This is a genomic window from Deinococcus sp. LM3, assembly GCF_002017875.1.
Taxonomy (GTDB): domain Bacteria; phylum Deinococcota; class Deinococci; order Deinococcales; family Deinococcaceae; genus Deinococcus.
This window is the reverse complement of sequence record NZ_MUFV01000004.1, coordinates 23,216-47,255: the sequence shown is the minus strand read 5'-3', so window position 1 is coordinate 47,255 and position 24,040 is coordinate 23,216. Positions and strand designations below refer to the sequence as shown.

The window sequence follows — 24,040 nt, the reverse complement described above, 5'->3', positions numbered from 1 at the left end:
CCGCCGTGGGGGTGGCGCCCCACCTACCACCCACATCCCCCAGCGGGGGGGGTGACCCCGCATTCGTCACCCCCAGGACAGGCACCGTACAGCCATGCCAATCGACCAGATCACAGAGGCATCATGAGCAGCCACACGCCACCCCCAGTGGAACGCCACGCCGCCCCGTACACGGCCAGCTTCCTGCAGGCCCTCGCCCGGTACGGCCATGACACCACCGACCTCGACCACCCCCACCACTCCCCCCTCGCCCTCGCAAGGCGTGCTGGCATCCCCGAAGGCCACCTGACCGGTGCCCTGAACCTCATCCAGTTCCCCGTGGTCGAACAAGCCGCACCCGCAGAGGACGCCCCGCACGGCATGTACATCGGGACCCACCGCGGACAGGACGTCTGGGCCGCCGACGACCCCTGGGACCTCACGGCTGAGGAGTACGCGCAGGGTCTCGTCGCCTTCCGACCGCAGGCCCCCGCCACGCCACCCCCGCCCACCGCCCGCACCACTGAAGCGCCCGCGCCCGAACGGGAGCGCCCCATGCGGACCGTCATGGACGCCCTGTACCTCCTGGGCTACGGCGAGATCCGCCCTGACGAACTCACGCAGTCCAACTACCAGGAACGCCTCCTGCAGGATGGGCGCATCACCCCAGAAGAACTTGCGCAGGCCTACGCCAAGTTCACCGGGACGCCGTACATCAGTGCCCGCCGCGATCCGCCCCACCCGGACGTCCGGAACATGCTCAGCGACGCCACCATCAACCAGTACCGCATCGTGCCCCACTCCAAACGCGGCAACGTCCTCACCATCCTCGTGCAGGACCCCACCGACACGTTCTCCCTGACCGCCGTCGAGGACGAACTCCAGCACATGGAGATCGAGGTCGCCGTCGCCTCCGAACCCGACCTCGACCACCTCATCCTCACCCTGTACACCCGCGCCGCACAGGATGCCGAGCTCGAACGTGAAGCCGCCGGACGCCAACGCGACCAGGACATCGTCGACCTGGACTCCGCCGACCCGAACAGCCCCGTTGCCAAACGGATCAGCAGCGCGATCATCGAGGCGGCCAGCAACGACGCCAGCGACATCCACTTCCAGCCGGAACGCACGGGCCTGATGATCCGCGAGCGCCTCCACGGCAACCTCATCGAACGCAGCCTGGTGCCCACAAGCCTCGCCACGCAGATGATCAACCGCCTGAAGATGCTCAGCGGCATGAGTCTGGAAAGCCAGCTCCCGCAGGACAACCGCATCGCGATCCCCCTGGTCGTCAACGGCAAGGAGCAGCTGCTGCGCATGCGCGTCTCCAGCCTCCCCAGCAATCACGGTGACAGCATCGTCCTGCGCCTCCTCAAGGACAGCGGCACCCTCCCCACCCTCGACGACACCGGGTTCAGCGAGCACAACCTCGCCCTGATGCGCGAAGCGACGACCGGCTCCAATGGCCTCCTGCTCGTCACCGGTCCCACCGGCAGCGGCAAGACCACCCTCATGCACACCGTCCTCAAGGGCCTCAACACGCCCGGCCGGAAGATCAGCACCATCGAAGACCCTATCGAGTACGAGCAGCCCCGCATCGTACAGACCGAGATCCGCCGCACCGATGACCCCAGCACCTCGCTGAACTTCGCGCGAGTCCTGCGCGCCATCCTCCGCCAGGACCCGGACATCGTGTTCGTCGGCGAGATCCGCGACGAGGAAACCGCTGAAACGTCCGTGCACGCCGCCCAGACCGGTCACCTGGTCCTCTCCACCCTGCACACCAACAGCGCCCTGGCCACCATCTCCCGCCTGATCGACCTCGGCGTGCCCGCGTACGCCGTCGCCGAGACCCTGCGCGTGGTCGTCTCACAGCGCCTCGTGGGCCGCCCCTGCCCCGAATGCAGCGTGGAAGAACTCATGCCCGAGCAGTACGCCCCCACACCCGGCGCCACCATGCTGCGCGGCACGGGCCAGCAGGGCGGCCGGACCTGCCCCCTGTGCCACGGCCAGGGTGATTACAAGCTCATCCCCGTACACGAAGTCCTTCCCGTCACCCCCGACGTCCGCGCGGCCATCGCATCCCGCGATCAGGGTGCCCTCGAACTCGCCGCCACCATGGCCGGCCTGAAAACCCTTCACCAGGACGGCATGGAGAAAGTCGCGGCCCATCAGGCCAACCTCCACAGCGTCCTGACCCGCGTCAAGTGATCCCCGAGGCCACCATGATCCCAGTCACCCCCGAAAACATCAGCACCGTCCTCGACGACCTCACCCGCGCGGGCGCCTCTGACATCCAGCTCAAAACCGGCCAGCCCCCCCTGATCGCCCTGCACGGCGTCTGGACCCCGCAGACGCAGTACGCCCTCTTGACCGGCAACGATGTCACGAACCTTCACCAGAAACTCTGCCGGGACACCCGCTACCGGGACATCCCGGACAGTCAACCCTGGGACGCCGACTACCGCACGTCCACCAGCCTCAGTAACTTCCGCGTGAGTGGTGGCAAGGAGCACGGGCGGCCCTACCTCGTCCTGCGGCCCCTCCCCCGCGAGATTCCCAGCTTCAACGAACTGCGCCTCCTGGACGACGAGATGGGCGAAACGCCGCACGGCGTCGGTCACCTCACTGAAGGCTTCAAGTGGGTGATGCGCCAGAAGCGCGGCCTCATCCTTGTGACCGGGCCGACCGGGAGCGGGAAGAGCACCACGCTCGCCAGCTTCGTCGATCACGTGAACCGCACCCAGTGCCACAACATCATCACGATCGAGGACCCCATCGAGTTCGTGTTCCGCAGCAAACGCAGCCAGATCCTCCAGCGGGAAGTCGGCGTGGACACCAGCTCCTTCAGTGGCGCCCTGCGCGCCGCGCTCCGGCAGAAACCCGACATCATCCTCGTCGGCGAGATGCGGGATGCGGAAACCATCAACGCCGCCTTCCGCGCCGCGGCCACCGGGCACCTCGTACTCTCCACCCTGCACAACAACGAGAGCGCCGCCACCGTCGAACGCATCATCAACGAGTTCCCGGCCGAGGAGCAGAACCGCGCCCGGCACGCCCTCTCCGAAATTCTCGTCGGCATCTTCGCGCAGCAGCTCGTCCCCACCATCGCCGGGAAGCGGCAGGTCATCCACGAGGCCATGGTGCTGACCAGCAACCAGCGCAGCATCATCCGCCCCAACGGCGAAACGGACAACGGATACCTGCAGTCCCTCCGAGACACCCTCAAAGCCCGCAACCCGTACGGGAACCGCAGCATGGATAACGAACTCAAGCGGGCCGTGGCAGCCGGGATCATCAGCGAAGAGGTCGCCCAGGAGTACGCCATCCAGCCCGAGAAATGGAGTGCCGAATGAACGTCCTCTACTTCGACGGCACCCAGGCCCTCCTCCTGAGCCCTACGAAAACCGCCGAGCCAGGATCGATCAAGAACCTGCGCGCCATGGCCAGCAGCATCAAAGCGAAGGGCCCTACCCTCCTGGTCCTGCACGGGCAGCTCCAGCAGGAGAAGGCTCCGCCTGCCGTTCCGAAGGACAACCTCCTGCCGTTTCTGGACACGAAATTCCAGAGTTTCGTCTCCACCACTCCGGGTTCAGACACGTTATTTACCCTGCACGACCGAGCCCTGGTCGCCCAGGTCAACGCGGCCGCCCGCGGCACCGGCCTCCGCATCACCGAGGTCATCCCCTTCGCCAGCGCCGCCCTGCGAGCCGCGGGCCTCCCCGACAGCGCCGTGATCATCCACCCCCTCGACGACACGTTCGAGGTCACCGTCGCGTCCCCTGCACACCTCGTCACCCGCTCCCAGGCCCGCAACGACCGCCAGGACCTGGAGAAGGTCGCACACACGGCACTCAATCGCCCGATCGCCAACGGTGATACGCCGCACCTCATCGTGATCGGGGAACCCGCCGCTGGCCTGACACTCCCTGCCCCCATCACGGCGACGTGGCTGCCACTCGATGTGGCCCTCCGGGGCGCCAAGGTCCCTGCGCCCAAGCAGCCCGCGACGGCCGGCGGGGTCGTCGCCGCATTCTCACGCCGCCTGGATGCCGCCACCACCATCCACCCAAGTCTGTACGTCGCGCTGGCCGCCACCGCGATCATCAACGGCGGTCTGTTCGCGCTCGCGACGGCCACGAAAGGACAGAACGCCGTCCTGGAAGGACAGCGCGCCACGCTCGAACAGCAGGCCCTGGAGACCCAACGCCTCCGCGCCCGGAACGAGCAACTTGCCGCGAAAGTCACGCAGGCGCAGACCCTCATGAGCAACAAGGGTCCGCTCGCCGCCGATCTCCCCCTCATCGCGGCACGAGCCGGTTCCATCCAGGGGGCCCTCGTCCGCCTCGCGGGACCGAACTCACCCACGGAAACGGACACCCGCGCCTTCGGCACCGCCGTGGACCGCACGTACGACCTGAGCGCGGTCACCCGCAGCCCGCAGGACCTCGTCCGCGCCTACCAGGTGGGCGGCCTCAGCGTGGACGTGCGCAACATCGCCTGCAAGGCCCAGTCCTGCGATGTCACCTTCCGGACCGCACCCATTTCACAGGCGGCCACACCCACACCGCAGGCCTCACCGACGCCGAATGCAACGACATCACCCGGTGCCGTGTCGGGCGCCGCGACCGCCGGAGGCACCCCATGAACCAGAAAGCCCTCCTCCCAGCCGTCGCCGTCAGCCTCCTGGGCGTACTCGGGGTCGTGAAGGTCACCTGGCCGATGGTGCAGACCGCCCGGGCCGAGCAGACCCGCCTACGCAGCGAGATCGACCGCCTCAGTGCCGACGCAGCCGCACTCCCAGCCGAGCAGCAGAGAGAAGCCGAGCTGCGCCGCGCGGACGCTGAACTCCAGCAGAGCCTCCCTGACAGCGAGGAACTCCCTCGCGTACTGGACACCCTCCAACTGGCCGCCCAGCGCCTCGGGATCACCACAGGCAAGCTCTCCCGCACCGTGCGCGTCAGTGATGTCGCAGGCGTCACCGCCGTGGATCTGGACCTGGATATCAGCGGCACGTACGCCCGCACGCAGGCCTACGTGCAGACCATCGCCGCGCTCCCCCGCGCCTTCACCGCCCGCGGGATCAGCCTGTCGGCCGGAGACGACGGTCAGGTGACCGGCTCCCTGAAACTCACCACCTACACCCGCGACAGCACACCAGTGAAAGCGCCCCCCTCGACAACACCCACTGCCATCCCGACCGGAGGGACACCATGACGCAAGAAGACCAGCAACACCCCATCCCTCGCCCGGTCCCGGCCCGGCCTGCTCCTGCACCGGTCCGTGAATCCGCACCTGCGGCCCCGCAGCCCGTGGCCGCCCCTGCACCCACGCCCTCGGTCACCCCTGCTGCACCTGCACCTGTCCCTGCTCCTGCAGCCGCGAAAGCAGCACCACGCCCACGCCCCGCACCCAAACCAGACGTGTCGCTGCCCCCAGCACCCAGAGAATCCGTCCCATCTGTGGATCAGGAACCAGAACACCCGGAGCCCGAGTTTCAGCTACCTAGCCCTGAATCGACCCCAGCATCTGAGCCCGCGATCAGCAGCCCTCAACAGGGCGCGCCCAAGCAGCGCGGCCTGAAGAAATTCACCCGCCCCAGTCGGCCCCCAAAGGCCTCAAAGGTTTCAAAGGTTCCTCCTCAGGCCGCCTATGGGGGTTCAGGAGCGACACCCAACGCCGCGTCGAAGGGCCGCAATAAGCCCGCACCCCGCCTCTTGATCATGACGGCCGCACTCGGAGTTCTCGGCGTGATCCTTCTCGCCCGCGCGCTCCATCACGACCCGCGCCCCCCCGTCGCAACAGGAACGCTCGGCACCACCGCACCGACCGAACCTGCCAGCGCCCTGACCCCATCACCGGAGGGGAGCGGAAGCGTGGGAACGCCAGGCACCACCACAACTTCCAGGAAAACGCCTACGGCCGCAGAAATCTCGTCGGCACTCTCAGGCCACCCAACCTCAGAACCCACCAGCACCAGCGTCCCGGCGGCCACGGTGCCGTCTGCCGCCACAGACCCCAGCCGGACCGGCATCACGCCCGCCAGTGGTGAAGAGGCCGCTGAACAGCCGCCCGTGAAAGCAACACCCAGTGAGGAAGTCGCCTCGGCGCTCGTCACTCCAGATCCAGCGCTCTCCAGCTCGTTCGGTTCGGGCGCACCCAGCAGCACCGGCGCCGCACGAGCCACCGTTCAGAGTGCCGTGCAGCAATCAGCGCCCGCACCCTTCCAGACCGCCACCCCCACGGTCGTTCCCATTGACACAGCTCCAGTCGCTCCGGTTCCGATCGTGAGCGCACCCACGCCGCTGCCCGTTCAGTCGGTGAAACCGGTGCAGGTCGCACCGATCACGTACGCGCCACCCCGGTACGTGCCCCCCGCCCCTGAGCCTGTCACTCCACTGCCTGTTACCGCCCAGCCCGTCACGGTCCTGCCCGCGCCCCGCCCGCAGAGCACGGGCAGCGCCGTCGCCGTCACCGTCCTGACCCCTGCACCCAGTGAGACCGCAGCGGCCCCTGTTGCGCCCGTCACCCCCACGTCTGCATCCGTGACGTACCTCGGCTCGGTGCAATCCGAGGGCGGCCAAACCATCGCGCTGCTCACCGTCAGTGGCCGGGATGAGACGGTCGCAGCGGGGCAGGTCATCCCGGGGACCAGCGTGAAGGTTGTGACGGTCACCCCTACGCAACTCACACTCCGTGATGCAAGTGGCACGCGCACCGTGCTGCTCCAGGAGGCCGAATGAACCGCATGTTGACCCTGATGCTGGCCCTGTCCAGCGCATCCCTCACCGCGTACGCCGCCACCCCGGCGGCCGTCACCGCCACGCCCGCACTCGCGGTCACGCTCCCCAGCAACCCGAAGCTCGCCAAGACGGTCACCGTCACGCTCCCCAGTGGCGCACCACTCTCCACCGTCCTGACTGCCATCGCCAAAGCGACTGGCCTCACCCTCCTCTCCCGGGATATCCCAAGCGTGCCCGTCACCCTCTCCATCAAGGGCCTGACCGGCAAAGCTGCCCTCGAACGCCTCCTCAGCCTGTACAGCGACAAGATCGCCGCGCAACTCATCGGCGACACGCTGGTCATCGCCCCGCCAGGCGCCATCAACGCCCTGCTGACCGCGCCCAAGCCCATCCTCGTGACCGTCCCCGTGCTGCTGACGGCCGATGACGCGGCTCGCCTGGCCACCCTCACCGGGACGACCATCGTCCCCGTGGGCGAGGCGAGCATCGTCAGTGGCACGGCGGAGCAGGTCGCCCAGGTGCAGGCCCTCCTCACGACTCAGGTGAGCACACCCGCCGCTCCAGGCACCATCACCGACAGCGTGCCCATGACCCGCACGGACCCCGACCTGGCCCGCACGACCCTGGCAGCCCTGCACGACGTGAAACTCTTCGCCGCGTACGGCCGCGCGTACCTTCAGGCGCCCAGCGCCGCCGCGCTCACCGCCGCGAAGATCACCCTCGCGCAGCTGGAGAAGGACGCCCCCGACCGAACGGCCACGACCACCGATCAGGAGCCCGTTCCCCTGGCCGTGCCACCGGCCGACGTGCAGCAGCAGCGCACCATCCAGACGTCCCTCAGTGCTGACCTCGTCACCCGCATCGCCGCGAGTGTCAGCAGCACCCTGAAGCCCACACCGCTGGACGCGGGCACGTACGTCCTTCGCGGCCCCGCCGACGACCTGACGGCCTTCCAGACCGCCCTGAGTGCCGCTGAAGTGCGCGAAGCCATGCGCGTCATCGTGGTGTACCCGGACGTGTCCAGCGGGACGGACGCGACCCTGAAGGAGATCTTCCCGAACGCATCCGTCCGCGTGGTCAGCGGCGGCCTGGAAGTGCGGGCCACGCCGATCGAGCAGGTGCGTGTCAGTGCCTACCTGCAGCAGGTGCGTCTGGGCACGCCCACCCCGGTCCCGACGATGGAGGCCGTCACCCTGCGCGTTCCGCTCGCGTACGCCACGGCAGCCACCCTCGTGCAGCAGCTGGGGACCCTGTACGCGCAGGACGGCACCAAGGCGGAGGGCGGCGAGAAGGCCACGACCGGCACAGCAGCACAGGGAACTGGCAGCACAGCGTCATCTACCACCCAGGGCAGTACTCCTTCGACCAGTCAGAGCGCGGGACAGAGCGCGGGCGCCACCCTGATTGGGGGCGTGCGGGTGGTCGCGGATGACCGGACGCGAAGTGTGGTCCTCACCGGCAACCCGGACGCTGTGGCCCGCGTGAAGCGCACCATCGAGGATCTCGACGCGCGACTGCCCGATGTCCGCATGGCACTGCGCATCGAACAGATCAGCGGCAGCAACGGCTCAGACCTCGGTCTCGACTGGAAGGTCGGCGTGGGCGGCTTCAGCATCGGGCACACGGACGGTGCACTCACTGCCGGGTACTCGGCTGGACTGAGCCCCGTCACCGTGGAGGCGAAACTCCAGGCCGCCCGCACCAGCGGCCGCGCAAACACCCTGCTCGACACCTCGTTCGTCGCGCAGGACGGTCGGCCCAGTGTGTTCCGCAATGGTGGCCAGCTGCTCCTCCCGGTGACGAACACCAGCACGGGCGGCGGAACGAGCACCACCACGCAGACCCGCGAAACCTACGACTACGGCCTGAACGTCACCCTGACGCCCCGCCTGAGCCCTGACGGCCGCGTGGAACTCCAGATCCAGCTCGACCTCGGGCAGACGCCCCGCGCCGGCGTCCAGAATTCCATCCTCGTCGAGAAGCAGACCCTCACCACGATCGCCACCGTCACCCCCGGCGAGACCCTCCTCCTGGGCGGCGTCCTGTCCACCGACGACAGCGCCACGAAGAAGGGCGTGCCAATCCTCAGTGAAATCCCCGTACTCGGTGCCCTGTTCGGCAAGACCAGCGTCACGAAGGGCACCAGCGTGCTCCTGATCAGCCTGCAGGCCGCCGACCGGTCCGACACGCGCGGCCCGGCTGTCCCCACGGTGACCCCAGGCGCGGGCGTCACGCAGATCAAGATCCCCGGCCGTTAAATCGTCACCCCTACTGCACGCACACTGCTCCCAGCGAGGTATCCCATGAAGAAGTTACTCACCGTTGTCCTGACCGCCCTCCTCAGCTCCGCCAGCCTCAGCGCCGCACAGACGGCCGTCAATGCCGTGGTGACCGCGCCCGGCGCCCAGCCGATGGTCATGCCCCTGAACGTGCAGCTCCTGCCGTACGGAACTGTGACCATTGCCAACGGCACGTATTTCATCCCGAATTACGAGGGGACCGGCATCAGCATCTACATCCAGAGCCCGCAAACCATCCGCGTGGCCACCCTGGAGGAGACCGTGCGGTACCAGGCAGAGTGGATGCGCATCACCCAGGCGATCTCGTCCGGGCGCTCCACCACGCCCGCCGCAGCGCCCCAGGCCGCCTCCGTCCCGGTCATGCCGCAGGCTACCCCCCAGGCCCAGACCTTCCCCACCAGCCCAGCCGCCGCCATCAGTGTCCCGGGCACGGCAGTGCCGACCCTGGCCTCTGCCATGCCCGTAGCCTCGGCACCCGCCATGAACTGGACGGCACCCAGCACGGCAGCAGTGAGTAGTACCCCCGCGCCAACGCTGGCGAACTTCCCCACTGCGGCAGCTCCCCTCCAGCAACCCGCCGCACCAGCACCTACCACCTTCCCTTCGGCGAACAACCTGTTCCAGCAGGCGGCGTTCCCGACCGCTCCCAGTGCGTTCCCGGCCGCTGCCACCGCCTTCACGCCAACTACGACGGCTCCGCAAGTGGCCTCTGCACCCGCCACGGCAGTCCCCAGCGTGGCACCGCAGGTACAGCAGGCCCAGTACACCCCCACCACGACGCTCGTCCCCGAGTACCTGCGCGTGAACTTCCGCGGGCGCGGCACCAACGTCACCTACTCACTCAGCAACACCAGCAGCAGCCAGGCCATGCAGATCGACCCCGCCTCCCTGCGCGCCTACCAGAACGGCCAGCCCGTCGAAGCGCAGCTCGCGCAGCGGGACAGCAGCGGTGGCACGAACGGCGTCCTCATGCCCCGCGCGATGCTGGTCGGCACGATCTCCGTCCTCACGCGGTCCGCCGCGCCCATCACGATCACCTGGCAGGCGAAGGACACGCAGGGCCGCGTCTACCCCATCGCCTACGCATGGATGCCCGAATGAGACGCCCTGTGACCGCGCTGGCCACCACCGCCCGCCCTGTGTGCGTCGATTGGCTGCTCGGGGCCGCCCTGATCGGGATGGCTTGGCTCATCCCAGCTGCGAGCTCACTGGCCGCATGAGGACCTGGAATTACAAGGGCTTCGACGCCCGCGGCGCAGAACGCAAGGGCAAGATCGTCGCCGCGACGGAGGAGGAAGCCCAGAGGATGGTGACCGGCATGGGCGTGCAGGTCACCAGCATCACCCGCAACCAGGACATCACCATGCCCTGGGAGAACCGCCCCCCCAGCCTGAAGGACCGGGCCATGTTCACGCAGCAGTTCGCGCAGCTCCTCGGGTCGGGCAGTGTCGCGCAGAGCGAAGCCTTGGGCGTGGCGGCCCGGACCACCACCAACCGGCAGCTTCGCGCGGCCATCGAGAGTGTCCGCAAGGAAGTCGACGAAGGTCATCCCCTCGACGAAGTGGTCGCTCGCAAGCAGTACGCCCACGCATTCGACCCGGTGTTCGTCGCCTTCATCAAAATGGGGGCTGAAGGCGGCAGCATCGCCCCAAGCCTGAAAGAGCTCAGCGAGATGTACAAGTGGCAGCTGCGGATCGCGGGCATGGTCAAGAAAGGCCTGACCCTCCCCGCCATCATCATGGCCGCGTGCTTCATCGTGACGTACTTCATCATGGCCAAGGTTGTCCCCACGTTCATGGGCATCCTGGACGGCCTGAAGGCGGAATTGCCTCCGCTGACCAAGGTCGTGAAGTCGATCAGTGAGCTCGCTTCGAACCCACTGGTCACACTGGGTGTCGTGGGGGTGATCGTGGGGATCGTGCTGCTCTTCCGGTGGTACCGCAGCACCCCAGATGGTCACTACCGGATTGACGAGTGGATCCTGCGGTTACCGTTGGTCGGGCCGATGACCAGGACGTTCATTCTCGCCCGCGTCAGCCGCGGCCTCTCCGTGATGCTGAAGAACAGCATCCCCCTCGATGACGCCCTCTCCATCACCGCACAGCTCGCCGCGAACGACGTGTACCAGAAGCACTTCCGGGAAATGCGCGCACAGGCCATTGATGGACTGCCCATGTTCCCCGTCATGGCCGGCCATCCCAAACAATTCCCTGAGCAGTACTGGCTGCAATTCCGCGCAGCCGAGGACAAGTCCAAACTCAAGGAAACACTGAACTACCTTGGGGAGATGTACAACGACGAGGTGACGACCCAGGTCGAAGGCCTGACGACCGCCATTGAACCGATCCTGATCGTTTTCCTGGGCGGTGTGGTGGGGGTCATCGTTGTGTCCGTGTTCCTCCCGATGACGACCATGATGAACAGTATCGGCTCTGGCTCCTGAACTCTTTTCAACTACAATCTGAACCAAGCTTAGAGCCCCTTAGAAAAAGGGGCTCTAAGCTGCTTTAATGAATTCATTTATCGCATGACGATGTCGAGCTAAGAATTATCCCAAAAATGGTAAGGTGATGATTTGCCATAAGAAAAATGCGAATATAAAAAAGGCTTTTGAATATATCGACTTGGAAAATGCGAAGCCAATGCAAGAGAAAAGCACAGCGAATCCGGGAACAGGCATAATTATATATGCTGTTAAAAAAAATAAAATTAGAAGTATTTCTCTAATAATCGACCATTTATAAGACAGTGGAGCAATAAAAGCAAATGCAATTGTGATTTCTATAAATTGAGTAATTGCAGTGAATACTGCCGCCGGGCGGTCAACGCTGAATCTCCCAACCAGGTTTACAGTTTGAGTCGTATCTTGCGCCAATAGCTGACTAATATTGTTAATATTTATTGATAGGCTATGTCTATCCAAACCTGTAAATGGGCTTGTGGTTATTCCCATAGGCACGGTTGTGATCATAAAGTATTTCATCGCATCGCCATCGGCAAATTCTGGTGACATTAATTTCCAAATAGCCGCAAAAAGGAACACACAGCCAATCAGATATTGCCCCGCCTTACCGACAAAGTTCAATCTATCCTTAGAAAAAAACGATAGGAAAATAGCAATAATCCAATATAGTACAAGAAATGCATGGCCTCCAAGAGACCACCAGTCAATAATCGACGGTATCAATACAAGCAATAAAACTACAAACCAGAATAATTCTCTATCGAGAACACTTCTAAATATCACGGCGAATATAAATATACAACCGTATATCATTTCAATTTGTTTATTTAATCCGGTGAATGTCAACAAAGTGAAAAGGGTCATGAGGCAGATTGTCTGCCATGTATCCACAGTCTTAAGTAAACTTTCTATGGTAGATTTTTTACCGACAAGGCTCAACTGTAACTGACTCCTTTAATGAATTGGTAACTGTGTACATTTTGTCGTCAAATGATATTTCTCTAAAATCCACTCGAACTGCTTTCAATTCTGGATATTTAAATCTAATCTCTGAATTACACGCTATCTGCTCCCCATAATTAATGAGATTACGTCGAGAAGCTCGAATCATAATTGTCTCATTCGCCCGCCTCATAGCCTGCGGCGCCTCCGCGCGCTGCCAATCACCATACTGATCACGGACGAAAATGAACACACGACGACCCCGCTGATCACTCATCGTCGAATACATACCGAAGCCTCCACCTCGCCATGCACTCACAGTCTCGTGATGCCAACGCCAAACATGGGCAGACGCAACCAGCGTCAAGATGACGGCTGGTACGGTCGCCAGCATGTGGTCAAGACGGCTTAAATTCGGCATACGACGCTATAGTTTAAGCCATGTCCACCCCGCTCGAAGACCTGGATGCCAGGGCACAAGCGCTCATGGCTGATTACCGGGCGCTGATCGAGGTGTCCGTTGATCAATCGAACCTGCCCTCCTGGTTCGCCACCTGGAGCCAGCTCAAAATGCGTGTCCAAACGCTCTGGATCGAGCAAATCGTCGGTCAATATCAGCGCCCGGGCGACGAAGCCACCGACGCTCTACACAAGCGCTACACGCAACACTGGTTACCTGAACTCGAGAAGCTCGACGGCGTCCTGAACGAACTGGCCAACCAGATCGGTCTAGAATCTGTCAACCCTGCCGTCTCCGCATTGATCGCCAGTGGGCCCGCACCCTCACCCCGCATGGCCGAACTGGAGCAGGAATTCAGGCGACTGACGAAGCAATACCAAGATGTCGTAAGCCAACACCACGTTATGTTTGCGGGCAAGATGCTGACGATGGCGGACGCTGAGCGCATCCTGCGCGAAAGCCAAGACCGCAACGAACGTGAGGCCGTCTGGAACGCTGTCAAGGCTGTTGAAATGGCCTCTGCGTCAGGACTTGACGACCTCTTCGCGAAGATACTCAGCGTACGCCGGGCAATGGCAGCGGAGGCAGGCCAAGCCAACTACGCCAGTTACAGTTGGTTAGACCGCAATGACACCATTGCAGGCACGGAGGAACTGCTTCGGACGATCAGTGAGGTCTTCCATCCTGTCGATGTTTCCCTCCATACACACCGAGCGCAGGCCTTAGGCGTCCCCACACTGCGACCGTGGGATCTGCAGGTCGCACTTGTTGAGCCCAAATCATTCGATCTTCCTCTCGATCAATATGTACCTACGGCAATCCAAGTCCTGAACAGCCTGGATACCCGATTCGGGGAAGTTGTTCACCAGATCCAACAGTATGAAGGGTTCGATCTAGCGCCCAGACCTGGGAAGCCAAACGGCAATATCTGCGCTCATTTTATGGCCACCGGTCGTTCAGTACTGGTCTGTAATTTTACCGGCGGCGTCAATCTCTTCCGGGGTTTTTTGCACGAACTGGGTCACGCTATACATAATCACACCATATCAAGCAATCCAGATCATGTTTTCTGGGATTTTATGAATTTCTGGGAAGTTCAGGAATTCTATGCATTCGTATTCACCTATATAGGCCTGTTAGAGTTCTTTGAGCTTCACAATATCGCAGAAGATGAGCGGACCTGGTATCTACGTTCCACGGCTGAGCGCATCATGGAACGCTTCCGCGATGTTGAGGAGAGAACTCGACTGGAGCTCTGGATCTATCAGCAGGAGCAACAGCCGACTGCCGAGGAGATCGATGCGGAGTTCCTCCGGTTGGTCCAGACCTCAGGCGTGGATTGGAGCGGATTCGAGGACATTCTGAAGAAAGGTTGGCAGAAGCCCCATACCTTCCGTTTTGCTTTCTACAACGTGGATTTTGCGATTGCGATGATCGCAGCGCTCCAATTCGTGCACGCGTTCAACCAGGACCGAAATGCGGCTCTTGAACGCCTGAAGTCCAGTATGCTGTTAGGCGCGACCACAGGGAGTAAACGGATTTTCGCCGAGGCTGGTATTGCGTACCCATTTCAGAAGGAACAGCTAGCTTTGGCCCGAACAGTTCTCGCAGAATGGTTGACATAGGGGATTATTATGTTTAAGAAAATCGCCGCCTATTTGCTGGTTTTAGGACTTGGTGTATGTTCCGCATTTGCGATTGCAGCAGACGGTCATACACTCGCTTCGGATGACAGCAATGTGAAATGCTGTGCTTCCTACACCACCGATTCCAATTAGCCTTCTGCGTTAACTTAAGTTGACGGTCAACTACACATAGGAGTCATTATGTTTAAGAAGATTGCTGCTTACTTACTTGTTGCTGGCATGGCTTTAGGTGCGGCTTTTGCATATGCCGCAGACGGAAAGAGCTTCACGACCAGTGGAGCCACAGGTGGTGGGAACTGCTGCGGCTCGCTCACTACTGATCACGATTAAAACACAATCAATAACATCGGGAAGAGGTACTGAATGGACGTCCACGGAATTGACCTTGGATCATCTCAAATTTTTCAAGATTGGTTCTTGGAACAACTGGAAGATTCAATCCCCCCCGAAAAAATAGTTGAAGCGCTCGAAGCCCTCGGAACAACTGAGGCGTACATTCGGGCGCTCATTGTCTCGTATTGGCGCACCACCCCGCAAATGGAGCGGCTCATTAAACATGGCCTATCCATGAATGATGCGGTTGCCAATGAGACAGCCAAGGGATTTGCTGTTTATCGGCGCTCAATCAAAATTTTACAAGAAGGTGGGCCTCAAATGCATGTCCGGGTTGCGGAAATGCGAGGAGCTCTTGATTTTGCGCTGGACCGTCTAAGCAAATTACCCATGAGCGATTTAGTCATGGAAGCTCAGATCGGCATTTATATTCCTCTCTCCGTGCTCGCCCTGAATGAGCAGGATTTTGATCAAGCGATTCGATTTGCATCGCAAGCATTATTTATTGCAGAGGAAATGAGTGCCGCAGTATCCACAGCACGGGCACGGGCAATCTTGATATCCTGTCATTCTACCGCGGGACATGTAGAAACCACGGCCGCCCTCGTACAGGACGACCGGAAGAAAGGCTTCCGGTACTCCTGGCGCTACACAGAACTGGTCCTTGCAAACAGTCTCTATATCCTTGGAAATTATGTTGAGGCTGAAAGTATCTTAACCAGTTTGGCAGAGCGCACGGACGGCGCCTACCAGGTCCGAGCACACTCGATGATGCAGCGCAATGCCGCCCTTTGGGGCATCGGTGGCCTCACTGGTGAAGTGCCACCCACTGCACTGGGTGAAGAGCCGTTCGGTTGGATCACTGAAGCAATGCGGGCCCTGATGATGGCCACCGCAACACCTCGCGAGGGAAAAGAGGCAGAGGAGCGAGCGGCCCACTTTGCGACAGCTCTCCACATCTGTGAGCAATCAGACGACGATGGCCTACGAATTTATCAATGGCAACATGTGTTCGCCAAATGGGTACGCGCAACTGCGTACCTAGGACGCGGTGAGTTTTCATCAGCGGCTGGCGTGCTGGAACGCCTGGATGCCCTACCTGATGAGATGTTCGATGTGCGTGTGCTCTCTCTCGGCGCCGGGCTCGAGCTCGCGTTGAGTTGGGCCGCGCCAGAAGATTTCTCCGTCGCGAAATTTGAATCCAAATTGCGTAAGGTCTTTGCTGAGGCTGAGAAAATTCGCTATGCCAGCGCGCCTGGACTAGCGAAACTGCTGCAGCGCTGGCATCCCACAGCAGCGGCCTATCTCGCATTGATGCCTGACCCTATTACCGCGTGTGCGTTTGCCGTTCGGAATGTCATGAAAGTCGGACAGCAGAATCTTGTCTTTGATGACGTGACGCTGCCACCGGTCTATGCCTGTGACCTGGTGCTCCGAGCGCTGGACTTCGACCTCCGCAGGGACTTTTCATTCATTCAGAGCGACCTGGGAGGAAGTCGCCGAAAGAAGAAAGACCTTCTGCAGCAAGTTGGCGAGGTCACCCTCTGGCGTCAACCTGTCTCCGCAGTTCGAATTGCATACGGACTGCTCTCACACCGGAACGACGTCTACCACTTCCGGGCACGTTCTATCTTGGCGACTTATGGGATTCGGCCGACGACGACCGCGATCTATCCCATGATGGGAACGCTAGAAGCGGTGGAGCGGGCGACCCGCGACTTACTGGAGGGCAATCTGACGCCCAAAGGACTGACGAGAAAGATGCTCGAAGCTCAGTAAGCAATGCAGCTAGTCATGATCTGACTTACAACACACAATTCCCCAACTCATCATTTTCACATGAAGTATTCGGCTGCCTGTCAGCCGATTACTTCATCTCCCCATTAGTATCCGGACATGCAACATCGCACGGGGATCTTGGGGGCGCCGGTCGTGATCCATCGGTCCGTCACGGCAACGGCATGCCACATGCTCACGCGTGGCGCCATACGGGTCACAGCGGTCCTTTGGATGGACGTATGACGCCCGCACACCAGATCACTCCTCTGTATCGCCAAGAGTTTGGACCCTGCACGGGGTTGTTGACCGTCCCGGGTTCACCCCGCATGCCTGTAGCCGCAGGCGTAAAGGCCGCAGCCCTCGCCTTCACATGCCGCCTGTACACCGACATCGGTACACTGCATCTCATCCGCAGCCGAGATTCGCTTGCGACGGGATTCCTAGCCATTCATCCACGGCTCTCCCCGCACCACGCCACCCCCGCTGTCACCGTCCAAGCCTGCGGGCAAATTCAGTTTGATGGGGTGTACCTGCATCACGCGCTCCAGCCTTTCCTTGAGCTGGAGATTCAGCATGTGGTGTCCCTCCACCTAGAGCAGTTACGTGCCCTCCCCCTGCCAGAAGGCCTGCTCAGCGTAAGTGATCAGGCTGTTCGCATGGCCGTCGGCACGGGCGAAGCGTGTGTCCGCGATGCAGATAACTACCTGACAGTCTCCTGGGAGTCGGGCCGGCAGAACTATCGCTGGGCTACGTTTCAGGACAACACATCCACGTTGAACTTACGACCTGTGATCACGTGTACACGGCAGAACCAGACGGCATGACGTGACTTCGATCAGGAGCTCACCGCGGCTTATCAGCAGCAGGATCATCTGACACCCATCGCTATCGGATTAGCTGCACTGCACATTCACCAGGCCGACATTCAGATCGCAACACGCGATCACCACCGGCACTGGACGGAATTTACAGTGCAGCACGTACGAAACGCCCTCTCGATCTGAGGTTCAGACCATGACCAGTACTTCACACATCGTCCTCTTCTCTGGTCCGCATCTTTCTAACGCCAACCACACTCTGTACAACGCGCCGGATCGACCGCACTCCAGCCTGCCTGTCACACGCATCCTGACGCCTGTTGGTCTGGTCTACCTTCTCCCTGACGCGCACGCCCTTGCGTGCGGATTCGTAGCAGTACTGCCGGAACTCTCCGATCATCACGCTACGCCAGACCTCACAGTGCATCCATGTGGTCGCGTAGAGCTCGATGGTGTTTTTCTCGTTCCACATCTCGTGCCATACCTCGAGGAACAGTTGCGCCAAGCGCTACTGCCGCATCTAGCGACCTTTCGGGTCATGGATACGCCAACCGGTTTCCTGAACATCCGCTCGCAGGCCCTCAGAATCCGTGTGGGAAGCGGTGAAGTATTGATCCGCGACGAGGGCGGATACCTAGCCGCCTACTGGCGTAAAGACGAGTCGGAAGTCAGTTGGGCGGTCTTCCCGGGGCATTCAACCTTCAATGCAGCCCGTCATTTAGGCACTGAGGCGGATCGAGAGGCTCTCATCGCATTCAACTCGGCGTTGCTCACTGCAGATCAGACAGACACCAATGTCCCGTGCAGAGTCATGCTTCAGGCACTGCGCCAGCATACGCATGACCTGGAGACCGCGAACGAAGTTCACCGTAAGCACTGGGCGAACTACGCCTTGAGTCATGTCCGCGAAGCACTTTCCGTCTGAGCTGCTGGGGACCCTGTCTCAGCAATCGCATGTAGGGCCGTCCTCAGCACCTGACACTTCGGGAATTTGACGTGTGGGTGGGCGGAAAAGACGTTTTGAGCAGCTCAAAGCAGCCCCAGAAGGCCTCCCCGCCCCACCGCACCGCCTGACTCAGCACCTGCCACCCCATTCGCACCTGGCTGACCACCGCCCGTCCCCGATTGTCCTGCCGCGGTGGGCTCTCCTGCCCCGTCTGCGCACCCACCCGGGCCATCCACGCCAGTGCGACACACAGCAGTCCGAACAGCCGCGAGATCCGCTCAGGGGCCGTCATGTGGGTCGCCTCCAGGTTCAGCCCGCGGCCCTTCAACGACGAGAACGCGGACTCGATGCCCCAGCGGTGCGTATGCTGGCTAATCCGGCAGTCGCCGCTGGAGTTATCCGGCACCTCATGCTGAGGTTATCCGGCACTCTCCCCCACGGCAGACGAGCTGTGTCCATTATGAAAGGCTGACGGCTGATGGGGTCAAGTGACGCGACCTCTTCCGCAGACTTTCTCCCTTCAATTCAATCCGGTAGGCGTGATGCAGGACGCGATCCAAGATCGCGTCCGCCAGTGTCGGATCACCCAGATTGGCGTGCCAGGCCGACGTCGGAAATTGACTGGTGATGATGGTGGATGACCGCTCATAGCGGTCATCCAGAATCTCCAGGAGAATTCTTCTGCCTTCTGGCGTCGGCACATCCAGCCCCCAGTCGTCCAGAATCAGCACCTGCACCTTGGCCAGGTGAGCGAGCAACTTCAGGTACCGCCCGTCGCCTTTGGCCAGCGTCATGTCCCCAAGCAGTCGTCCTGTTTGTGCGTACAGCGCGGTAAACCCCTGGCGGCAGGCCTGGTGTGCCAGGGCACACCCAATGAACGTCTTGCCGACCCCCGTCGGGCCGGTGATGATGACACCTCTCTTTTCGGCGATCCATTGCCCGCTGTGAAGTGACCTGAACAGTTTGGCGTCGAGCCCACGTGGATGTTTGACATCCACCTCCTCCATGCTGACGTTCTGTTTCAGCCGCGCCGCCGACAGGCGGCGCGGCATGCCTTTGGTATCCCGAATGACGCGCTCGCGTTCCAACAGGAGGGTCAAGCGTTCTTCGAAGCTCAGTTCGCGGATGCTGGCCTGTTCCTGCTGTTCCTGAAGCGCCAGGGCCATGCCATCGAGTTTGAGCGTGCGGAGTTGTTGAATCACAGGGTGCAGGAGCATCAAAACCTCAATTCAACACGCGGTCCGTGTCGGGTTCGTCGAGATCGGCGAAGTACTGCGGGCCACGGAGATTGCTGTGAACAAGAGTTTCCACGCGAGAGAGAACAGCGACCAGAACGAAGGCCCAAGAGGCAGGGGCTTGAAATTCCCCGGTCTCATGGGCCTTGATGCGAAGTGACTATGCCTCGCATCCCTAGCCTACCGCACAGCATCATCACCGCCCAGCTGAACCGGGTCACCAGCCTCAGTGGCCTCGTCCCCTACAGCACCCTGCGGAAAAGTGCCATCTCCAAAGAGATGGCACGGGACTCCTTCGCATCGACAGAAGACCTCCAGCGTCGAGCCAGGAACGCGCCTTCCGGCGCGTTCCTGGCCATCGATTTCGTCATGGTGCCCCACGCCGGACGGACGATGGAAGGCGTGAACTACCACTACAGCGGTCAGGCTCAGACCCGTCTGGGCCATCAGTTCACCTCCGCGGCCCTGGTCAGGTTCGGTGAAGATCCAGTTCCGTTGCTCGAGCGCTTCAAGGTTTCCCAGCCCCTTGAGACGACCTGTTACCCGTACCGCACCGCCACGCAGGAAATGATCCACGTCGTTCAGGATTGCCTCGCGGCGGGCGTCCCCATGGCGGGTCTGCTGCTGGATGGAGAGTTCGGGCGGGACGCGGCCGTGACCTTCAGTCGCGAGCATCAGATTCCGGTCTTGATCCGTGCCAAAGCCAATATGACCGTGCAGTTCGAGGGTGAGTCCCTCACCCTCGGTGCGCTGAGCCGGCAGTTCCCTCCGGAACGCTGTCACCTGTACGCGGAGTTCGGGTGGCGCGTCCGTCGATTGCCGGTTGCCCGTGAGGTCGGTGGGTTCGATGTCCTGATCGTGTGGCGCAAGGTGCACGGGGAGTGGACACGGTTTTTCCTGTTCAGCACGTTTGGTGGTGACGTCACGGTTCGCTCACTGCTGCGGGCCTGGAAGGCCCGCTGGGGAATCGAGGTGATCCACCGGTTCTTCAAGCAGAATCTGGGGCTGGGACGCTGTCATTGCCGGACGATCCAGGCGCAGGAGAACTGGGTGTGGTGCGTGGTGGAAGCCTTTCACGCAGTGCTACGGGTGCGTCGGGAAGGACCGGGCATGACGTGGCGAGCCGCACAACGGCAGGCAGCTCAGAATGCCGAACAGTACGTCCTGACCGGCCTTGAGCAGGACGGACCCCTGCTTGACGCCGCGTGACACGACATCAGCAGGGAAGTGGAAACTCTTGCTGTGAACCGCCACGGGCAGCACCTCAGAGGCCGCGGGCAGTTCGGCCTCGTCCAGGCGGTGCTTCAGGATGGAACGGACGCTCTGCAGGCTGTGGGCCTGCAAAAATAGGGCACGGCGGCACGCGGCTTCCAGCCGCGCGCCATATTCACGGTGCAACCGGAGAATGCCCAACACCGTGCGTTTTTGCTGTTCAGGATGCTGTTCACCATCGAAAATGGCGCAGACCAGCGCGGCGGTCTGTTCACCAATGGCTTGGGCTTGCTGGATCAAGGCATCCGCGTTCAGAGCAGCGAGCTGCCGATGATGGGTCGGCATATGTTCCGCCGTCTGTGATTAGCGGTCGGTCGAAAGGTCAAGCGCCCAGTTAGCGCATCAAGCCGGTCAGGACCACGACAGGGTCCTGACCGCGCAACCGCGCGGTCTCCACGGTGGACTTGATCCGCATGTACGTCTGCGCACCCACCGCATTTTTGCTGCACTGCGAGACCTTCCTCGCCATCACCACTGTCCGCAGGGCACGTTCCGCGGCGTTGTTCGTCGGTGGAATGTCCGGGTCCTTCAGGAACCGCCACAACCGCTCGAGCACGCTCTGCTTCAGGATGCCCAGTCGGAGTCGCTCGTTCGCTTTCGACTTCAGCGGTGCCCGGTTCAGCAGGGCGTCCAGACGCAGGGTGAGTTCCTCACCCTGCTGCGCGTACTCCTCTCGCGTACAGACCCCAGTCGTCACGTCCTGGTGCAATCGGATGCCGTCCCGGAACACCTGCGCGACCCGTTGCCCGTACAGCTCTCCCCGCCCGGGTCGCCGCTGGAGACCAGCGGCGACCTCATCTGCGTTGCGGATCAGGTGCGCCAGGCACTTCTGCTGCCGGACGTCCTGCAGGAAGCGGCTGTCGTACGAGGAGAAACGGTCACTGATCAGCACGCCGGCGAAGTTCTGCCCCAGACCTTCCCGGACTTCCACGTTCGTGTGACGCAGGTTCGCGCGGAACAGCACGGTGTCGGCGCTGCGGAAGGCGCCTACCCAGGCGTTCTGGGCGCCGATCCGCCAGCCGGTGTCGTCGTGATGCACGTAGGGCGCCTGCTGGATCTGTGTCTGCAGTGCGTCGACGTGGGCCGCCAGGGCGCTTCCGTCGGCCGCAAGCCGCTGGGCGGCTTGCGTGATCGCACCCTGCGTGATCTGGAGGCCGCCGAGGAGGTCCATGACCCGACCGATTCGGCGGACCGGCAGGCCTAGCTCGTGATGCAGGGTCTGCAGGGTGGCGTGCAGGACGGGGCCGAGTCGATGGGCAGTCGCACCGACCTGATCGGCTTTCAGGTCGGGATGGTCACCACGCACTGCGTGGTGACACTGCGGGCACTCCATGACGGGCACGTGGTACTCGGTGACCTGCATGGCGTTCTGGGGGACGAGTTCCGTGACCCAGGCCTTGTCCTGACGGGTGAAGATCAGCAGGCCCGTGAACCCACAGCGAGGACAGGTGTTGGGCGTGTCGACCTCCACGGTGGCCGTGATCTGCTGTGGCGTGGGTGAGGCCTTGTGGGCGAAGGTACCTTCACCAGGACGGCGTCCTGGTGATTTGGGATCGGCGGTGCGCTTCTCCCGACTGAAGGGGGCGGCGTACTTGCGTTCCCGCCGTTCGAGTTCCTTGATGCGCTTCTTCAGGCGGGCGATTTCCGCTTTGAGGGCCTTGTTCTCGGCGATCAGTTGGTCGATCTGCTCAGACTGACGACGCATGATCTCGAAGAGATCCTTCTCAGTCGCCCCAGTGCCCATGGACAGCATGGTAACGGCAGAAGTGCCCGGCTTCCGGCCGGGCACTCGAAAGCGCGCTAATCACAGACGTTCCGCCAATGTCGTGTGCCGCATCGTCCTGCCGTGCTCCTCTGACACCCGGTGGTGCACGGCGATCCGCTGTCCTGCCCGGTAGATTTCGATGAGCTGCGGAGTCAGGCGAACATCCACCCGCGTCCTGGCGTGCAGGTGGGGCACGCTATAGGCGTGCCCCAGGACGACGACGTGGTAATCCAGCCCCACCACAGCCTGCTTCCACTCCGCAATTTCGAACGGTTGGATGGGTAAAGGGCGGAGTAGGGGGCGATCCAGGGCTTCGAACTCACTGCGCCGACTGCCGGGTCGTTTCTGAAACGGTTGCTGATTCAGTGCCTCGACCAGCGCCCAGATCAGTGCATTCGCTTCCGACACGCTGAACAACACCCGATCACGAAGGGGCGCCAGAATCCGGCGTTCCACGATTTGCACATGCACTTCGACCAGGGCCTTGTCTTTGGGCTTACGAACCCGGGTCGGAATGATCGCGACATCGTAGTGCTGGGCAAACTCCTGATAGGTGCGGTTCAGCTCAGGTTCGTAGCGGCTGGCGTGGTGCACGCCAGCCTTGAGGTTGTCAGGAACGATGATGTCCGGGACACCGCCGAAAAACGCCAGGGCACGGACATGCGAGGCAATCCAGTCCGGAACGCTCTGCGTGCGTGTGACTTCCGCGTAGGTATAGTTACTGGCTCCCAGGGTCGCCACAAACACCTGTCCTGCACTTACTTTTCCGGTTTTTGGATCCGTGATGGGCACGATCAGTCCGGCGTAGTCGACGAAGAGTTTTTCCCCTGCTCGGTGGGTTTGACGCATGGTCAAACCGCTCGCGGCTTTCCAGTGACGGTAGTGTTCGTTGAACGTCGCGTACTGCCAGCCATCGGGATGCTGGCGCCGATATTCTTCCCACAGGAGTTGGCGTGTAACGCCTTTGCGCCGGAGTTCTCGGTCCAGTGCAGCCCAATCGGGAATGTGCACGGCACGCTGCGCCGCCTGATCCTGTTGCTTGAACAGTTGCTGTTCAAGCTGGTGGTCATCCAGGTCAGGGGGAAGTGGCCAGGTCAGCCCGGCCTGTTTCGCTCGGATGACGTAGTCCTGAACCGTGCTGCGCGCCAGACCGACACTCTGCCCGACCTGGTGGTCGCTCAGTTTGAGGTCCAACTTCAAGCGCAAGACTTCTCTGATTTTTCGCATAGACGCTCGCTTTCTGGTCATCCTGAAGGATGACCAAGGGAGTCTCGTCTACGTGTCGGGTGCCGACATCCAGCAGAGGGTGCCGGATTCGCCCAGCGCAGGGTGCCGATTTCATCCAGCGGGACGTGCCG

18 protein-coding genes and 2 pseudogenes are annotated in these 24,040 nt (G+C 61.9%); 14 read left to right on the top strand and 6 right to left on the bottom strand.

What is annotated here, in order from left to right:
• The first annotated feature begins 123 nt into the window (after positions 1-123).
• The 8 genes from BXU09_RS17480 to BXU09_RS17435 all read left to right on the top strand — a co-directional run bounded on the left by BXU09_RS17480 (position 124) and on the right by BXU09_RS17435 (position 11,465).
• Positions 124-2,190 (top strand): GspE/PulE family protein, encoded by a 2,067-nt coding sequence (locus BXU09_RS17480; protein WP_078305620.1) that lies wholly within the window; start codon positions 124-126, stop codon positions 2,188-2,190.
• A gap of 14 nt (positions 2,191-2,204) precedes the next feature.
• Positions 2,205-3,335: a PilT/PilU family type 4a pilus ATPase gene (locus tag BXU09_RS17475; RefSeq protein ID WP_078305769.1), complete on the top strand. Its 1,131-nt coding sequence runs from the start codon at positions 2,205-2,207 to the stop codon at positions 3,333-3,335.
• Positions 3,332-4,627, top strand: coding sequence for a hypothetical protein (locus BXU09_RS17470; protein WP_078305619.1), 1,296 nt, complete (start codon positions 3,332-3,334; stop codon positions 4,625-4,627). The genes BXU09_RS17475 and BXU09_RS17470 overlap by 4 nt, the downstream gene beginning before the upstream one ends.
• Positions 4,624-5,196 (top strand): type 4a pilus biogenesis protein PilO, encoded by a 573-nt coding sequence (gene pilO, locus BXU09_RS17465; RefSeq protein WP_078305618.1) that lies wholly within the window; start codon positions 4,624-4,626, stop codon positions 5,194-5,196. Before BXU09_RS17470 ends, pilO begins: the two co-directional genes overlap by 4 nt.
• 1,070 nt (positions 5,197-6,266) lie before the next feature.
• Positions 6,267-6,722, top strand: coding sequence for a hypothetical protein (locus tag BXU09_RS17460; RefSeq protein ID WP_078305617.1), 456 nt, complete (start codon positions 6,267-6,269; stop codon positions 6,720-6,722).
• The gene (locus tag BXU09_RS17455) at positions 6,719-8,980 is read left to right on the top strand and encodes a secretin N-terminal domain-containing protein (protein ID WP_078305616.1); all 2,262 of its coding nucleotides are present in this window, start codon (positions 6,719-6,721) and stop codon (positions 8,978-8,980) included. Before BXU09_RS17460 ends, BXU09_RS17455 begins: the two co-directional genes overlap by 4 nt.
• Before the next feature lie 45 nt (positions 8,981-9,025).
• The gene (locus BXU09_RS20480; RefSeq protein WP_144012336.1) at positions 9,026-10,123 is read left to right on the top strand and encodes a hypothetical protein; all 1,098 of its coding nucleotides are present in this window, start codon (positions 9,026-9,028) and stop codon (positions 10,121-10,123) included.
• A gap of 115 nt (positions 10,124-10,238) precedes the next feature.
• Positions 10,239-11,465 carry a type II secretion system F family protein gene (locus tag BXU09_RS17435; RefSeq protein WP_078305612.1) on the top strand — a complete coding sequence of 409 codons (1,227 nt, stop codon included), beginning with the start codon at positions 10,239-10,241 and terminating at the stop codon, positions 11,463-11,465.
• A gap of 105 nt (positions 11,466-11,570) precedes the next feature.
• Here the strand turns inward: BXU09_RS17435 and BXU09_RS20475 are convergent, their stop codons facing one another.
• Complete coding sequence (locus BXU09_RS20475; RefSeq protein WP_144012335.1) at positions 11,571-12,350, bottom strand: hypothetical protein; 780 nt, start codon at positions 12,348-12,350, stop codon at positions 11,571-11,573.
• A gap of 519 nt (positions 12,351-12,869) precedes the next feature.
• Here BXU09_RS20475 and BXU09_RS17430 point away from each other — a divergent pair.
• From BXU09_RS17430 to BXU09_RS20460, 4 genes are all read left to right on the top strand, one after another.
• Positions 12,870-14,513 carry a M3 family metallopeptidase gene (locus BXU09_RS17430; protein WP_078305611.1) on the top strand — a complete coding sequence of 548 codons (1,644 nt, stop codon included), beginning with the start codon at positions 12,870-12,872 and terminating at the stop codon, positions 14,511-14,513.
• Positions 14,514-14,897: 384 nt separating this feature from the next.
• Positions 14,898-16,646 carry a hypothetical protein gene (locus BXU09_RS20470; RefSeq protein WP_144012334.1) on the top strand — a complete coding sequence of 583 codons (1,749 nt, stop codon included), beginning with the start codon at positions 14,898-14,900 and terminating at the stop codon, positions 16,644-16,646.
• Between the two features lie 239 nt (positions 16,647-16,885).
• Positions 16,886-17,470 (top strand): hypothetical protein, encoded by a 585-nt coding sequence (locus BXU09_RS20465; protein ID WP_144012333.1) that lies wholly within the window; start codon positions 16,886-16,888, stop codon positions 17,468-17,470.
• 190 nt (positions 17,471-17,660) lie between these two features.
• Positions 17,661-18,389 carry a hypothetical protein gene (locus tag BXU09_RS20460; RefSeq protein WP_144012332.1) on the top strand — a complete coding sequence of 243 codons (729 nt, stop codon included), beginning with the start codon at positions 17,661-17,663 and terminating at the stop codon, positions 18,387-18,389.
• Positions 18,390-18,432: 43 nt separating this feature from the next.
• Here BXU09_RS20460 and BXU09_RS21690 read toward each other — a convergent pair.
• A pseudogene (locus tag BXU09_RS21690) lies at positions 18,433-18,768 on the bottom strand (IS4 family transposase); the annotation flags it as partial.
• Positions 18,769-18,868: 100 nt separating this feature from the next.
• Complete coding sequence (gene istB, locus BXU09_RS17410) at positions 18,869-19,627, bottom strand: IS21-like element helper ATPase IstB (RefSeq protein ID WP_078305607.1); 759 nt, start codon at positions 19,625-19,627, stop codon at positions 18,869-18,871.
• A gap of 180 nt (positions 19,628-19,807) precedes the next feature.
• Between istB and BXU09_RS17405 the strand changes: the two genes are divergently transcribed.
• Positions 19,808-20,854, top strand: a complete 1,047-nt coding sequence (locus BXU09_RS17405) for a transposase (RefSeq protein WP_078305606.1) — start codon at positions 19,808-19,810, stop codon at positions 20,852-20,854.
• 78 nt (positions 20,855-20,932) lie between these two features.
• Here BXU09_RS17405 and BXU09_RS21685 read toward each other — a convergent pair.
• Positions 20,933-21,088, bottom strand: a pseudogene (locus BXU09_RS21685) (IS21 family transposase); the annotation flags it as partial.
• Between BXU09_RS21685 and BXU09_RS21040 the strand changes: the two are divergent.
• Positions 21,083-21,220 carry a hypothetical protein gene (locus BXU09_RS21040; RefSeq protein WP_168174665.1) on the top strand — a complete coding sequence of 46 codons (138 nt, stop codon included), beginning with the start codon at positions 21,083-21,085 and terminating at the stop codon, positions 21,218-21,220. The pseudogene BXU09_RS21685 and the gene BXU09_RS21040 sit on opposite strands and share 6 nt — an antisense overlap.
• A 31-nt stretch (positions 21,221-21,251) precedes the next feature.
• Here BXU09_RS21040 and BXU09_RS17400 read toward each other — a convergent pair whose 3' ends face one another.
• Positions 21,252-22,661: an IS66 family transposase gene (locus BXU09_RS17400; RefSeq protein WP_240501480.1), complete on the bottom strand. Its 1,410-nt coding sequence runs from the start codon at positions 22,659-22,661 to the stop codon at positions 21,252-21,254.
• A gap of 60 nt (positions 22,662-22,721) precedes the next feature.
• Positions 22,722-23,882 (bottom strand): IS21 family transposase, encoded by a 1,161-nt coding sequence (gene istA, locus BXU09_RS17395; RefSeq protein WP_168174664.1) that lies wholly within the window; start codon positions 23,880-23,882, stop codon positions 22,722-22,724.
• Positions 23,883-24,040: the final 158 nt, after the last annotated feature.

Excerpts from the sequence above, each read along its gene's own strand:
- BXU09_RS17455 (WP_078305616.1), top strand. The coding sequence starts at position 6,719 with ATGAACCGCATGTTGACCCTGATGCTGGCCCTGTCCAGCGCATCCCTC.
- BXU09_RS20480 (WP_144012336.1), top strand. The coding sequence starts at position 9,026 with ATGAAGAAGTTACTCACCGTTGTCCTGACCGCCCTCCTCAGCTCCGCC.
- BXU09_RS17480 (WP_078305620.1), top strand. The coding sequence starts at position 124 with ATGAGCAGCCACACGCCACCCCCAGTGGAACGCCACGCCGCCCCGTAC.
- istB (WP_078305607.1), bottom strand. The coding sequence starts at position 19,627 with ATGCTCCTGCACCCTGTGATTCAACAACTCCGCACGCTCAAACTCGAT.
- BXU09_RS17405 (WP_078305606.1), top strand. The coding sequence starts at position 19,808 with ATGCCTCGCATCCCTAGCCTACCGCACAGCATCATCACCGCCCAGCTG.
- BXU09_RS17435 (WP_078305612.1), top strand. The coding sequence starts at position 10,239 with ATGAGGACCTGGAATTACAAGGGCTTCGACGCCCGCGGCGCAGAACGC.
- BXU09_RS17470 (WP_078305619.1), top strand. The coding sequence starts at position 3,332 with ATGAACGTCCTCTACTTCGACGGCACCCAGGCCCTCCTCCTGAGCCCT.
- BXU09_RS20470 (WP_144012334.1), top strand. The coding sequence starts at position 14,898 with ATGGACGTCCACGGAATTGACCTTGGATCATCTCAAATTTTTCAAGAT.
- BXU09_RS20460 (WP_144012332.1), top strand. The coding sequence starts at position 17,661 with ATGACCAGTACTTCACACATCGTCCTCTTCTCTGGTCCGCATCTTTCT.
- BXU09_RS20475 (WP_144012335.1), bottom strand. The coding sequence starts at position 12,350 with ATGACCCTTTTCACTTTGTTGACATTCACCGGATTAAATAAACAAATT.
- BXU09_RS21040 (WP_168174665.1), top strand. The coding sequence starts at position 21,083 with ATGCTGTTCACCATCGAAAATGGCGCAGACCAGCGCGGCGGTCTGTTC.
- pilO (WP_078305618.1), top strand. The coding sequence starts at position 4,624 with ATGAACCAGAAAGCCCTCCTCCCAGCCGTCGCCGTCAGCCTCCTGGGC.
- BXU09_RS17475 (WP_078305769.1), top strand. The coding sequence starts at position 2,205 with ATGATCCCAGTCACCCCCGAAAACATCAGCACCGTCCTCGACGACCTC.
- BXU09_RS20465 (WP_144012333.1), top strand. The coding sequence starts at position 16,886 with ATGACGCCCGCACACCAGATCACTCCTCTGTATCGCCAAGAGTTTGGA.
- BXU09_RS17400 (WP_240501480.1), bottom strand. The coding sequence starts at position 22,661 with ATGGGCACTGGGGCGACTGAGAAGGATCTCTTCGAGATCATGCGTCGT.
- BXU09_RS17430 (WP_078305611.1), top strand. The coding sequence starts at position 12,870 with ATGTCCACCCCGCTCGAAGACCTGGATGCCAGGGCACAAGCGCTCATG.